Annotated in this window: 11 protein-coding genes; 5 read left to right on the top strand and 6 right to left on the bottom strand. The window is 67.1% G+C overall.

The annotated features are described in order from the left end of the window. Positions 1 to 76: 76 nt before the first annotated feature. From B841_RS09945 to B841_RS09935, 4 genes are all read right to left on the bottom strand, one after another. Positions 77 to 1,807 (bottom strand): hypothetical protein, encoded by a 1,731-nt coding sequence (locus B841_RS09945; protein ID WP_156844779.1) that lies wholly within the window; start codon positions 1,805 to 1,807, stop codon positions 77 to 79. Next, positions 1,807 to 2,409 carry a DUF3558 family protein gene (locus B841_RS13670; RefSeq protein WP_169466611.1) on the bottom strand — a complete coding sequence of 201 codons (603 nt, stop codon included), beginning with the start codon at positions 2,407 to 2,409 and terminating at the stop codon, positions 1,807 to 1,809. The genes B841_RS09945 and B841_RS13670 overlap by 1 nt, the downstream gene beginning before the upstream one ends. A gap of 601 nt (positions 2,410 to 3,010) precedes the next feature. Continuing rightward, positions 3,011 to 4,147, bottom strand: coding sequence for a MalY/PatB family protein (locus B841_RS09940; RefSeq protein WP_020935369.1), 1,137 nt, complete (start codon positions 4,145 to 4,147; stop codon positions 3,011 to 3,013). A gap of 27 nt (positions 4,148 to 4,174) precedes the next feature. Continuing rightward, positions 4,175 to 6,043, bottom strand: a complete 1,869-nt coding sequence (locus B841_RS09935) for an ABC transporter ATP-binding protein (protein WP_020935368.1) — start codon at positions 6,041 to 6,043, stop codon at positions 4,175 to 4,177. Positions 6,044 to 6,104: 61 nt separating this feature from the next. On the opposite strand from B841_RS09935, the gene B841_RS09930 reads away from it, so the two are divergent. Further along, positions 6,105 to 6,725: a hypothetical protein gene (locus B841_RS09930; RefSeq protein WP_020935367.1), complete on the top strand. Its 621-nt coding sequence runs from the start codon at positions 6,105 to 6,107 to the stop codon at positions 6,723 to 6,725. Positions 6,726 to 6,753: 28 nt separating this feature from the next. After that, on the top strand, positions 6,754 to 7,308 hold the full coding sequence (gene idi, locus B841_RS09925) for an isopentenyl-diphosphate Delta-isomerase (RefSeq protein ID WP_020935366.1): 555 nt from the start codon (positions 6,754 to 6,756) through the stop codon (positions 7,306 to 7,308). Here idi and B841_RS09920 read toward each other — a convergent pair. Then, a complete protein-coding gene (locus B841_RS09920) occupies positions 7,269 to 8,528 on the bottom strand; it encodes a carboxylesterase family protein (protein WP_041632298.1) in 1,260 nt (419 codons plus the stop codon). The genes idi and B841_RS09920 overlap by 40 nt on opposite strands. A 22-nt stretch (positions 8,529 to 8,550) precedes the next feature. Between B841_RS09920 and B841_RS09915 the strand changes: the two genes are divergently transcribed. From B841_RS09915 to B841_RS13995, 3 genes are read left to right on the top strand one after another with little or no spacing between them, the layout of a single operon-like run. After that, the gene (locus B841_RS09915; RefSeq protein ID WP_156844777.1) at positions 8,551 to 10,566 is read left to right on the top strand and encodes a M3 family metallopeptidase; all 2,016 of its coding nucleotides are present in this window, start codon (positions 8,551 to 8,553) and stop codon (positions 10,564 to 10,566) included. Next, positions 10,567 to 10,743 carry a hypothetical protein gene (locus B841_RS13915; protein ID WP_156844775.1) on the top strand — a complete coding sequence of 59 codons (177 nt, stop codon included), beginning with the start codon at positions 10,567 to 10,569 and terminating at the stop codon, positions 10,741 to 10,743. It begins immediately after the preceding gene. Between the two features lie 10 nt (positions 10,744 to 10,753). Beyond that, entirely contained in the window at positions 10,754 to 10,897 is a 144-nt protein-coding gene (locus B841_RS13995) for a hypothetical protein (RefSeq protein ID WP_020935363.1), read from the top strand. An 84-nt stretch (positions 10,898 to 10,981) separates the two neighbouring features. On the opposite strand, the gene B841_RS09905 is transcribed toward B841_RS13995, so the two are convergent. Then, a complete protein-coding gene (locus B841_RS09905) occupies positions 10,982 to 13,090 on the bottom strand; it encodes a 4-alpha-glucanotransferase (protein WP_020935362.1) in 2,109 nt (702 codons plus the stop codon). Positions 13,091 to 13,101 lie beyond the last annotated feature (11 nt).

Raw genomic sequence — 13,101 nt, 5'->3', positions numbered from 1 at the left:
TTTCCAAATTCGGAGTCCATGGGCACCAGCGTAGGGATTTCCACCCACCCCTGCAGGTGACCCCGGCGACATTCCCTTATTTATCAGGGCTCTGTGCAGCAGAATCAAACACCCAACTGCCGATGACCCCGGGCACCACCGGATCCTTGTCGCCGAGCAGATCCTTCAGATTGCCCTCTCGCTCCACCTGCGACGTCACGGCCTTCGCCTTCGTCGCCTGCTCGGTGCGGCCACCCGCTCCGCGCGCCGGGGGAGTGTTGACGATGTGCCCGCCGCGGGCCATGCCTGCGCCGGACCCTCCGCCGGCTCCTGCTGAGCGGGCCATCGTCTGCTGCCCAGCAGCCGGATGCGCTGACTGCCCGCCGACCCCGGCCGGAGGCGTGCCGCCGGCCGCACCCGGAAACACCGTATTCGCCAGCCGCGGCATTCCGGACGGAACCGGGACCGGGCGGGAAGCGGCGCCACCGCTTGTCGACGCTCGCCCGCCGCCACCGTTCTGTGCGGCGGCGCCCAGCCCGGCCAGCGCCGGAATCGGGGACCCTCCCGCCCCGAGAGCGCCCGCAGGAACACCACCCGTGCCCGCCAGACCGGGAAGCCCGGTGGGCGACGTGGGGACGGAACCAGTGCTGAAACCGGAAGCAGGTGAAGCACCGCCCATCCCGCCGGTGATCGACGCCGGCTGCGGCATACCCGTACCTGCGGAGGTGGTGTCGAACATCCCCGGATCCAGCAGCTGCCCGCCCGGGTTCTCACCGATCCGGTCGAGGATCTCTGTCGCGCCGTCGATGTCGGTGAAGTTCTCCGGATGCGTCGCGATCTCCCGGTTGACGGTCTCGGCGAACTCACGGGGAAGCTGCAACGAATTCACCGCCGCCTGCAACCCTTCATGTGCACTGACGGTGCCCATACCCGCCTGCATGATCTGCGCAGAGCTCGGCGGTGACGGGTCCGTCAACGCAGTCACCAACGGTTGCGACGGCGCCAGGATCGGGAGGAAGTACGACGGGAAAGCCGTGGCCAAACTCCTGTCGGTCGCTTCAGCCAACGCCTGCGCCTCCGGAAGACCAGCGCTGCGGACCGCCCGGACCATCATGAGCATCGAGGTCACCAACGCATGGCCCTCAGACTTCGCGGCGTCCAAAAGAGTGACGTGGGTGTGCATCGCCGTCGCGTTCGCCGCAAAGCGGTCAGCTGCGCCGGCAGTCTCATGGATTGCGTTCGTCGCGGCGTCGATGGCTGCGCCGCTGTTCGTCCCGGCCAGCCCGGCTGCGATGCCTCGCAGGTCGCTGGCGATCGTCTGGGTGGAATCCACCAGGTTGAGCCAGGTTAACGCCGCGTCCTTCGCCTGCGCCGCCTGTGTCTGCGAGAACTGGCCGTGCAAGGTCCGCAGATCCGGTGACGGCAAAATAACTGGCGGAGCGCTGATCAAAGCGCCCCACCCGCCGCCGCTCTTAGCTGCAGACGCCACCGAATTCTCGTGCATGCTCGAGCCCATGTCCGCCCGGTCGATGGCGAATGTGGCCGCATCTTCCTGAGATGAGAAGGCCTCCAGGTTGGAGGTGAGGTTGTCTCGAAGCCAATGGATATCCCTGGAAATCTGCTCCAAAGTGCCGTTGGCGGAGCTTGCGCCCTCGCGAAGAATTGATCCGTGGGTAGTGCCCATTTGGTCCATCCCAGAGACTGGTGAATAGGAGGGCCCCAGTGTGGTTCGCTGGGCTTCTAGCGCAGCTCTTGAAGTCTCGTCTTTTATGAGGAACATTTTCTGAACCGAATTTTGCAGCGATTCATTTACGATGTGCAGTGTCATTACTTCCCCCGAAGTTGAAAATAGATTGACTCAAGTGCCTTTAGAGCCGGGTGACATAAATCTTCTTGCGGAGCCCCAGTAAAAGGGTTGTCATAGACTACTGAGATGAGCCCTTGGCTCGTTTCTGTGGCTATAAAACAGGATGCATTATCAGATGGGAATGCATAGAAAAAAGAACCAGGGACCGTCTTGGTTAAGCGCGGTTCTATGATTAGGTCGTTGTCCTGAAAAACTTGTTTTGTCAGTGCGTCTGAAATCAGACTGAAGTCACCTTTGGACAAGGTTTTTTCTTGCGCCCGCAAGGTGCAGATTATCGACTCACTTCCTTCAATCCCCCCAGTGCCATTATTTATCATCCCCGCCTCCAGTAACACCTCATCCGGAATTTCTTCGCATAGGTCGATGAGCTCAACTTTGTTCGGGTTGAATTCCCCGATCTCGATGAATTCTTCTCCGAGATAGAACCCGGGAGGTAGCTCGGTTTGGGTGGTGGCCGCGACGTCGGTGTCAGTTTCCGGTGCTTGGCTGGTGGCCGGTGCACAGGAGCTGAGTAGCGCAGCTGTGGTGATGGCAGCAATGGCGCTGAGAATTCTTTTTCCCACTGGGTCCCCCGATCCCTTGGTGTGGCTGTGTGATGATGCGGCCTCGTCCTGGTGTGGGCGCGTTCCGCCCCATGAATAGTGCCTCACGCGGCGTGATCCTGCAGGCCTTCCCCTGGCTGCGGGCTGGCTCTGCGCACTATGCGCGCGCATAGTGCGCAGAGTGGCTTTCACGGGGTGGAACGCACCCATGTACTTAGACTGGACTGCCGCCGGAATGGTTCCCGGGCCAGCGGGAGGAGTTTTACTATGCGCGCGCATAGTAAGTCACTGCAGGTAGAAGGATTTTCTCTTGGCATAAACAAGGCCCGGCGCACTATGCGCGCGCATAGTGGAGGCACTGGGATGCACCGCACTGAAGAGAGCAAAACACCCGGGTGTGGCGCGGATATGCGCCCTACCCGGGTGTTGTGGACTCCCCCGAATCCATCCCCCGAAACGGCCCCGGTGGTGCGGCCGGCGAAGCTCTTCAGCCTCGCAGAAATAAATATGCCTTACCGGGCGGGTTCTGTCGCAGCGTCATTGCTCAATGAGTTGTGCGCACTTGCTCGGTGACTTCCCGGGAATTGGGCTACTCCCAGGGAGCAGGCAGGGAAGTGGCAGCTTATTCCGCTTTTGCGATGGCGTCGGCGATGCGGCTGATGGCTTCCGCGAGTATTTCCGGGGACGTCGCGAAGTTCAGCCGGGCGTGGTGGGCGCCCCCGGGGCCGAAGGTGACGCCCTCATTGAGGGCGACCTTCGCGTTCTTGACCAGCCACGAGGCGGGCTTTTCCAGGTGCCCGATCGCGGTGCCGGAAAAATCGATCCACATCAGGTAGGTGGCCTCCGGGCGGGTGACCTTGATGCCGGGGACGTTTTCCTCGAGTTCGTCGGCGACCCAGTCGCGGGTGGAGCGCAGGTAATCGATTTGCTTGTCCAGCTGCGGCCCGCCGTCGCGGTAGCAGGTGGCGGCGGCCCAGATTCCGAGCGTGCCGACGCCGTCCTTGGCCACGCCGGTCAGGCCGCGCCAGGTGCGCACGTCCTCGTCGTTGGAGAAGATCATCTGCGCGCACTTCAGGCCGGCGATGTTCCACGCCTTGGAGGTGGCGGTGACGGTGACGCAGACCTTCTCGGCCTTCTCGCCGAGGGAGGCGGCGGGGACGTGGGTGCCGTCGAAGACGATGGCGGCGTGGATTTCATCGACCAGCAGGCGGGCGTCGTACTGGTCGGCCAAGTCGATTAGGTCGGTGAGCAGCTCGGCGCTGAGGGTGTAGCCGAGCGGGTTGTTCGGGGCGGCGAGCAGCAGGGAGCCGGCGCCGGCGCGGAAGGCCTCTTCGATTTCGGCGAGGTCGAGGCCGCCGGCGGCGCGGACGTCGATGCGCTCCCGTCCCGCGGTCTCCGGTAGCTCGAGGAACGGCGGGTAGGTGGGCACGGGCACGACGACGGGGGAGTCGGGGCGGGTGAAGTACTGGATGCCCAGCAGCATGCCGCGCACGACGTCGGCGACGGGGAAGACTTTCGCCGGGTCCGGGCGCCAGCCGAAGCGCTGCGCGTAGAAGTCGGAGAGCGCTTCCGGCAGGTCGCTGGTGGCGGGGGTGTAGCCGAAGGACTCGTTCTCGACGGCACGGCGGACGGTGTTTTTGACCGCCGGGTCGGTGGGGAAGTCGCTTTCGGCCACGAACAGCGGCAGGACGTCGTCGGGGTAGACGGTCCACTTGCGGGTGTTGCGGGCTTTCAGGTCGGCGAGGCTGGGAAATTTCATACCCGCCAGCGTACTTATCCCGCCGGGTTACTCATCTTCGTCGGTCGCGTCTGCGGTGAAGCCGAACTTCTTCAGCCGTTCCCGGTCGGCGGCCGAGGTGGAGGCGGTCAGTTGCAGCAGCTGCGAGTAGATGCCCCCGGAGCCGGCGAGCTCGTCGGGGGAGCCGATCTCGTCGACGCGGCCGCTGTCCAGGGTGATGATGGTGTCCACGTCGGCGATCGTCGACAAGCGGTGGGCGATGATCAAGGTGGTGCGGTCTTTCATCAGCTCGTCCAGGCCGGCCTGCACGGCGCGTTCGGAGCGGTTGTCCAGGGCGCTGGTGGCCTCGTCGAGCACCAGGACCGGGGCGTCCTTGAGCATGGCGCGCGCCACGGAGACGCGCTGTTTCTGCCCGCCGGACAGGCGCAGGCCGCGTTCGCCGATGACGGTGTCGTAGCCGTCGGCGAATTCCATGATGAAGTCGTGCGCGTTGGCGCGCTTGGCCACGGCCACGACTTCCTCGTCGGTGGCGTCGGGCTTGCCGTAGGCGATGTTGTCGCGGATCGTGCCGGAGAACAGGTTCGGTTCCTGGAAGACCACGCCGACGGAGGCGCGCAGCTGTTCGGAGGTCAGGTCGCGCACGTCGTGCCCGCACACGGACATGGAGCCGGAGTTGAGCCGGTATAGCCCGAGCAGCAGGTTCACGATGGTGGATTTGCCGCCGCCCGACTCGCCGACCAGGGCGATCTTCTGGCCTTCCCGGGCGGTGAAGGACACGTCGCTGAGGACGGGTTCGCCGACTTCGTAGGCGAAGGTCACCCCGTCGAGCTCGATGACCGGGGTGTGCGGGCTGGGGCGCAGTGGGGCGACGGCGACGTCCTGCAGCGCCGGCACGTCGGAAGCCTGCGTCGCTTCGACGAGCTGGGCGTTGGCGGTCGGTTCGAGCTCCTCGGCCATGACCTTGAAGTAGTCCTTCGACCCGGCGATGGCGCGCTGGGCGGCGTCGACGATGAAGCTCATCATCTGCACCGGCTGTTTGGCCATGTTCACCAGCGTCAGCAGCATCACCATGTCGCCGAGCGTGAAATTGCCGTTGAGGGTCTGGAAGAACAGCACCAGGTAGATCGCCAGAAAAATGACGTTTAAGGCGCTGCCGCGGGCGGTGTCCATCCGGTGCCACCAGGAAGACTGCGGGCGGGTGATGTCGACGGTCTTGCCGTAACGACGCCCGAAGTCGCCCAGCTCCCGGATCTCGGCGGTGAAGGACTTGACCACCTTGACTTGGCTGACCGTCTCGGAGAAACGTCCGTTGGCCAGGTCCACTTGCTCGTTCTTCGCGCCTTCCAGTCGCTGCCACCGCTTGGAGGTCAACGCCGTCAGCCACATGTAGATCGGGAAAAGGGCGGCCAGCAAGAGAGTCAGCGGCCAGTAGTAGAACGTGGTGATCACCAGGATCGCGACCACCTGGATGATCATCGGCAGGAAGTTGTTCGCCGCGGACTGCAGAAACTGCGTGATCGAGGTGATCGAGCGGTCCAGGCGGGCGATGACGGTGCCGGTGACCTGGTTGTCGAAGTATTTCTGCGGCAGCGCCAGCAGCTTGGCGTAGTAGCGCGTGGACAGGATCTGTCGCAGCCGCGCGCCCATCACGTCGCCGTAGTAGCCGCCGACGTTGGTGGAGACCGTGTTGGCCAGATCCGCGGCGAACAGCCCCAGGGCGAGCCAGACGATCGTGCCGGCGACGTCGCCGGCGGTCACGTCGCCGCTGAGCGACGCCACGATCGTGTCGGTGGCCTCTCGCAGGAGGAACGGGGACACCAGGCCGAAGCCGGCGACCAGCGACGCACAGAGGAAGATGAGGAGGTAAAAAGGCCACAGCGCGGAGGCGTTGCGGAGGATCCGGGCGAGGGACTGCACGGGGTGATGCGCTCCTAAAACGGGACTCGATGATGAATAGCTGATGCTAGCAACAACGCCCATGCACCGCCTCAGGCCGCGGGCGGATAAACTGACGGTCACCGTTTTATCCGCGATCGACGACGATGAGAAGGAAGGTCCGCCCGTGAGGTTTGCCCTGGCCGTCGTGCTCACCGCTGGTCTTGTTCTGGCCGGCTGCTCAAGTCCCGACGAAGAGACCGGCCCGGGGGAGTCGCTGGAGGTCAACGAACCGGTGGAACCCGGCGCCGACTTCGAGGCCCAGGACGTGAACACGCGCACCGTGGACTCCAGCGAGTTCGCCCAACCCGTCCTCGACGAAGGACTGAACGTGGAATACCACTTCCAGGGCACCTCCTGGGGGCCCTACGGCGGCACCGCCGTCACCGTCGCGGTGACCAACCTCAACGACGAGGCCCTGCCCCCGGAGGCCCTGGGCGAGCCGGAGCTGCGTTACGACGACGGCACCGGCTCCACCACCGCCAGCCTGTTGGAGACCACCGTGCCCGAAGGCTCCCCGCCGGCGCAGGTCCCGCTCGACCTGCCGTTGGGCACCGGGGCGACCACCAACCTGCGCTTCACCTACGACGTCTCCCGCAGCAGCCTCTACGACGCGGAATTCGAGATCGGCAACATCATCTACGAAGGCAACCTGGTCAACTGACGACGGCGCTACGGCTAGGGTGGAGGCCATGACTGAACTCGTTGTGCTCGCAGACAGCCAGGGCCGCCCCGCGGGCACGGCCCCCAAGGCGGACGTGCACACTGCCGACACCCCGCTGCATTTCGCCTTCTCCGCCTACCTGCTGGGCGCCGACGGCCGCCTGCTCATGACCCGCCGCGCCCTGAGCAAGAAAACCTGGCCGGGTGTGTGGACCAACAGCTTCTGCGGACACCCCGGCCCGGGCGAATCCAACGAAGACGCCGTGCGCCGCCGCGCGGCGGAAGAAGTCGGCATCGACCCCGCCGACCTCGGCGAGGTCCAGCCGGTGCTGCCGGACTTTCAGTACCGGGCCACGGATTCCTCCGGCGTCGTCGAAAACGAAATCTGCCCGGTGTTCATCGTCACCCTCGCCGACGGCGCCACCTTCACCCCCAACCCCGACGAGATCGACTCGCATGACTGGCTGACGGTCGAGCAGCTGTGCGCCGCCGTGGACGCCGCCCCCTTCGCCTTTTCGCCCTGGCTGGTGGAAGAGCTCGCGGATCAGCGCCTGCGCGTCGGGTTGAAGGCCTCCCGCACGTAACCCAACGGGTCGACCACGTGGTCGAAGGAGCCGTCGATAAGCGAAAAACGACGCGCCACCTGTCCCTGCTTATACGGCTCCCACCCGGGCTCCCCGGTATGCGCGTAGCCGACCAACCAGTCGTTCAACGGGGAGTCGTGGACCCCGAACAGCGGCCGGATCTCCCGGCAATGACGGGCCGGCTCCTCCTGGGAACCGACGAACTCCGCCATCCACACCGGGCCCGGGGCCCGCTCGGCGACCTCGCTGACCCACCGACGGTTGCAGGAATCGCCGATCAACCGCCCGGCCAACCGGTTCGGATCGATCTCCTTCGCCGCCGCCAACCAGTCACGGAAATTCCCCTTCACCCCCATGATCGGGGCGAGCATCCGCGCCGCGAAAGCGCCGCTGCCGCGCTTGTCCGCCGGCTCGCCTAGATCGTAGAACTCATCTCGGGTCGAGGTGATCACGATCGGCACCCTCGCCATCTTCTTCGGCTCCAACGGATGCGGGCCCAACGCCATGTCCGACCAGATCAGCCGGCGGAAAACTCCGTAGCCGCGCTTGATGCGCGCCGGGTTCGCCCGCGACAGGTGCTTGCGCGTCAGCGGGGTGTTCACGCACTGGCGCAGCAGCCCCTTGCGCTTTTTGTACGGCACGCGCGGGAAACACGGCGACATCGCCAGCACCCGCTGAAACGTCTCGCGGTAGTGGTCCTTGCGGCACAGCCACAGCGCGGTCGTCGCGCCGGCGGACTGGCCCACCACCGTCACGTTGCCGGCGTCGCCGCCGAAGGACTCTATGTTGCGCTGGATCCAGTCGAGGGCGAGCTGACAGTCGTGGACCGCGCGGTAGTGCGCGGGGTCGTCGTCGTGGAAGCGGGCGAGCCCGGCGAGCATGACGCGGTAGCCGATCTGGACGGTGATGACCCCGCCGCGGGCGTTCGCGCTGCCCTCGGCGCGGGGGTCGGTGTGCGAGCCCTTTTCGTAGCGCCCGCCGTGGATGTAGACCACGACCGGAAGATCGTCGGAGGCGGCGGTGCCGGCGGGGACGGTGATCGACAAGGCGATCGCGTCCGGGCGGGGGACCGTGGCGTCGATGTCCCCGCCCTCCGCGGCGGGTTCGGCGTCGAGGTACTCGCCGGGAATGTGGGAGTACGGGATGGAGTGAAAGTGGGTGACGTCATCTTCCGTCACTCCGGTGATTCTGCCCGCGGGCGCTGCTACTGTGACGGCCATGCCGGAAGTATAGGCCACTAGGATGGCGGGTGTGATTGACGTGAACCCCCTTGTGACCTCTTCCCAGCTTCCCTACGGCCTGCCGGACTTTATGGCCGTCGAACTCGACCACGTCGTGCCCGCCGTCGAACGCGGCATTACCGAACACGACGCCGAGATCGCCGCGATCTGCGCGGTGGACGAACCCACCTGGCAGAACACCGTGGAGGCGCTCGAAGCCTCCGGCGAGACCCTCGACCGGGCCACCGCCTGGTTCTTCAACCTGCAGGGCACCGACGCCGACGAGCGCTTCGACGCCGTCGCCGAAAAGATCGTGCCGATGCTCTCCGCGCACTCGGACGCGATCTACCAGAACGCCGAGCTCTACCGCGCGCTGCAGGCGGTCACCCCGCCGGGCGACGAGGAATCCCGCCGCCTGCACGAGCACCTGCTGCGTGCTTTTCGACGCCGCGGCGCCGAACTCGACGACGCCGGCAAGGCGCGCCTGACCGAACTGAACCAGCGCCTGAGCGTGCTCTCCGAGCAGTTCGGCCGCAACCTGTTGGCCGACACCCAGAAACTCGCCGTGCGCTTTGACGACGCGGACGAGCTGGCCGGGCTGTCCGAGGCCCGCATCGAGGCCGCCCGCCATGATGACGGCGGCTACGTGCTGCCCCTCGAGCTGCCCACCACCCAGTCCGCCCAGGCGGAGCTGAAGTCCGCGGCCTCTCGCCGCGCGCTGTTCGAGGCTTCGCGTGCCCGCGGCCGCGAGGACAACGTGGCCGTGGCCACGGAGTCCGTGCGCCTGCGCGCCGAACGCGCCCGCCTGCTCGGCTACGACACCCACGCCGACTACGTCATCGAATTGGAGACCGCCGGCACCGCCGACGCCGCCCGCACCCTGCTGCGCGATCTGGCCCCGGCCGCCAGCGCCAACGCCGAGGCCGAACGCAAGCTCGCCGGCGAACTCGCCGGCGGCCACGACCTCGACGGCGCCGACTGGCCCTACTGGCAGGCCCGCCGCCAGGAACGCGACCTCTCCCTCGACGAAGCGCAGCTGCGTCAGTACTTCCCCCTGAACCAGGTGCTCGTCGACGGCGTCTTCTACGCCGCCGAGCGCCTCTACGGCGTCACCGTCAAGCCGCGCCCCGACCTGCGGGCCTACCGCGACGATGTGGACGTGTGGGAAGTCCTCGACGCCGACGGCGCCGGTGTGGGCCTGCTGCTCACCGACTACTTCGCCCGCGACTCCAAGCGCGGCGGCGCCTGGATGTCCACCTTCCGCCGCCAGGCACGCCTGACGGGCGAGCGACCCGTCGTGGTCAACGTCATGTCGATCACCCGCCCCGCCGACGGCTCCGAACCGCTGCTGTCCATCGACGAAGTCACCACCTTGTTCCACGAATTCGGCCACGCCCTGCACGGGCTGCTCTCCGATGTGCGCTACCCCTCCTTCTCCGGCACCAGCGTCCCGCGCGACTGGGTGGAATTTCCCTCCCAGATCAACGAGAACTGGGCGTTTGACCCCGCCGTGGTCCGCAACTTCGCCCGCCACGTCGACACCGGCGAGACCATCTCCGACGACTGGTTGGCCGCGGTGCAGGCCTCCCGCCAATTCGGCCAGGGCTTCGCCACCGCCGAATACCTCGCCGCCGCCATCATCGACCTGGCCTGGCACTCCCTGACCCCGGAAGAAGCCGAGCAGTACACCACCGCCGCCGACGTCGAGGCCTTCGAGTCCCGCGCCCTGGACGAGGCCGGCCTGCGCGTCGACGAACTCGCCCCGCGCTACGCCACCACCTACTTCAACCACATCTTCGCCGGCGGCTACTCCGCCGGCTACTACTCCTACCTGTGGGCCGAGGCCTTAGACGCCGACGGCTTCGACTGGTTCACCGAACAAGACGACGTCCGTGCGGCCGGGGAGAGGTTCCGCGCACTGATCCTGTCCAAGGGCGCCTCCCGCGACTACCAGGAGGCCTTCACAGCCCTGCGCGGCCGCGACAAAGACGTCCAGCCGCTGCTGGCCCGCCGCGGGCTGGCCGGCACAGGCGTGTAAGTGAACGTCTTCGACTCGATCGCCCAGCAGCTGACGGCCATGCCCCTGTGGCTGCAGCTGCCCCTGGTCCTGCTCGTCCTCGTCCCGCTGGCCGGCGTGCTGGGGTGGGCGCTGCTGCGCGCCGTCGACCTCACCGCCTTCTACCTGAATCGGTGGTTCAACCCGGACGTTGACTAGACTCGACGCCATGGCCAATCCGGAGGAACTGCGCAAGCAGGACAGCAATCTGCCGAAACGTCGGCGCAAGTACCCGCAGTCGCTGGTGACGAAATCCCTGTGGGTGCTGCTGGCGCTCGTCGTCGTCGCCTGGCTGATCAGCCTGATCCTGTAACCCCACCCGACCCCGCACGACGACGCCCGCACCGGGGCGGCCCCTGAAACAGGGCCACCCTGGTGCGGGCGTTTCGGCCGTGCGTTAGCCGCGTCGGGAAGCGGCGCCGACCCGGCGGAACAACTCGTTGTCCGCGAGGTCCTCGATGAGGACGACCTTCCCGGCGCCGTCGGCCAGCGGGAGGCGCCAGTTCGGGTGCTGTTCGGAGTTGGTGCCCGGCTGGTTTTGGATCTGCACGTCGCCGACCAGGTCGACCAGGTTGGTCACGGTCAGCGCCGAGGGGGTGCCGGCCATGAAGCGGTGCAGGCCGACGAGCAGGTCGGCGACGTCGCCGCGCTGCCCGCGCGCCAGACCGGTGAACGTCGTGTCCTGCGCGGCGGTGCCCTCGAAGCCACCGGCCTGCCGCACCCGGTCCAGGACCTGGCCCTGCCAGCGCAGGTCCTCTGTTTCTTCGTCGGCCGCGTCGGTGGTGAGCAGGCCCAGCTCGTCGCGCAGCCGGATGTGCTCGCCGACCAGGTAGCCGGCCGTCGGCGGCAGGTCGTGGGTGCCCACCGCGGACAGCGCCAGTTGGCGGTATTCGTCCTGGTGGCGGGGGCCGTCCTCCCGGTCGCTGGACTCGAACCACAGCACGGAGGTGCCCAGCACCCCGCGCGAGGTCAGCACGTCCTGCACCCAGGGTTCGAAGGTGCCCAGGTCCTCGCCGATGACCACGGCCCCGGCGCGCTCGGCCTCCAGGGTCAGCACGCCGACCATGGCCTCGTAGTCGTAGTTGACGTAGGTGCCCGTGGAGGGGTGCTGCATGCGCGGCATCCAGAACAGTCGGAACAGGCCGAGGATGTGGTCGGCGCGCACGCCGCCGGCATGCCGCAGCACGGTGTTGATCATCTCCCGCCACGGTTCGTAGCCGGCGGCGGCCAGTTCCGCGGGGTTCCACGGCGGCTGCGACCAGTCCTGGCCCTGCTGGTTGTAACCGTCCGGCGGGGCACCCACGGAGGCGTCGGCCGCGAGCCAGGGGGCGAGGTTGTGGGCGTCGGCGCCGCCCGGGTGCACGCCCACGGCCAGGTCGGTGACCACGCCGACGGCCATGCCGGCGTCGACGGCGCGTCGCTGGGCGGCGGCGAGTTGTTCGTCGCACAGAAACTGCAGCCACATGTAGAAGTCGACGAGGTCGTCTGCGTGGTCGTCGTCTTGTCGGGCGCACCACTCGGCGAAGTCGACCAGGCCCTGGCCCTCGGTCGCGCGGTAGGCGGCGAAGGCCTCCCGGCGTTCGGCGGTGGGATTCACGGCGTGCAGCGCCCGCAGCGCCTCGAGTTTGGCGGCGTAGATCGGGTCGCGTTCGATGACTTCGCCGGAACGGTTGCGCGGGTGGAAGCGCTTGGCGGCGGCGTCGATCTGCGCGCGGACCTTCTCGTCGGCCTGCGTGTACTCGGGGACGTCCTCGACGTGCAGGTAGATCGGGTTGGTGAAGCGCCGGGTGGTCGGCAGGTAGGGCGAGTCCTCCACCGGCGGGACCGGCTCGGCGGCGTGCAGCGGGTTGACCAGCAGGAAGTCCGCGCCGATCTCCGTGGCGACGGTCTTCGCCAGCAGCCCCAGGTCGCGGAAGTCGCCGATGCCCCAGGAGGCTTCGGAGCGCACCGAGTACAGCTGGGCCATGACCCCGAAGCGGCGTTCGGAGAGGTAGGCGTCCGCGGTGGTCAGCCGGGCGGGGGAGACGATCAGCCGGGTGCTGGCCTCCAGCTCGCCGGAGGTCAAGGTGATGGTGTGGTAGCCGGTCGGCAGGTCGGCGGGCAGGCGGAAGGTCGCCTCGCCCCAGGTGGTGCCCGCCACGGTCACCGGTTGGCGCCAGTTGTGTTCCTGGGTGACCTCGCGGCGGGTGCCGTCCTCGCAGACGATCGCGACCTCGGCGGGGGAGCCGTGGTGCACGTGCACGTCGAAGGTGGCGGCGTCGCCTTCGACGGCCGCCACCGTCAGCGGCAGCGGCCGGGTGGCCAGCTCCTCGCGCATGGTCTGTTGGGCGGCCTGAATGTCCGACTCAGCGGGTTCTTCGGCCTCACCCAAGTCCACGCCCATGGCGCGGAGCAGTTTGACCAACGTGTCGGCCGTCGCGGTGACGGTCGTGCCACTGCTGTCGGTGTACGAGGGGGCGAGGCCGTAGGCCTTCGCCAGTTCATTGAGCGCATCCAGATGAGTCACATCCGCCATCC

It is taken from the genome of Corynebacterium maris DSM 45190 (assembly GCF_000442645.1).
In the GTDB taxonomy this organism is placed as follows: domain Bacteria; phylum Actinomycetota; class Actinomycetes; order Mycobacteriales; family Mycobacteriaceae; genus Corynebacterium; species Corynebacterium maris.
Note: the sequence above shows the minus strand (reverse complement) of the source record. Positions and strands in the feature narration are given on the sequence as shown.

Coding starts and splice junctions, on each gene's coding strand:
- B841_RS09930 (WP_020935367.1), top strand. CDS start 6,105: ATGCACCGCCTCAGGCCGCGGGCGGATAAACTGACGGTCACCGTTTTA.
- B841_RS13995 (WP_020935363.1), top strand. CDS start 10,754: ATGGCCAATCCGGAGGAACTGCGCAAGCAGGACAGCAATCTGCCGAAA.
- B841_RS09940 (WP_020935369.1), bottom strand. CDS start 4,147: ATGAAATTTCCCAGCCTCGCCGACCTGAAAGCCCGCAACACCCGCAAG.
- B841_RS09920 (WP_041632298.1), bottom strand. CDS start 8,528: ATGGCCGTCACAGTAGCAGCGCCCGCGGGCAGAATCACCGGAGTGACG.
- B841_RS09945 (WP_156844779.1), bottom strand. CDS start 1,807: ATGACACTGCACATCGTAAATGAATCGCTGCAAAATTCGGTTCAGAAA.
- B841_RS09915 (WP_156844777.1), top strand. CDS start 8,551: ATGGCGGGTGTGATTGACGTGAACCCCCTTGTGACCTCTTCCCAGCTT.
- idi (WP_020935366.1), top strand. CDS start 6,754: ATGACTGAACTCGTTGTGCTCGCAGACAGCCAGGGCCGCCCCGCGGGC.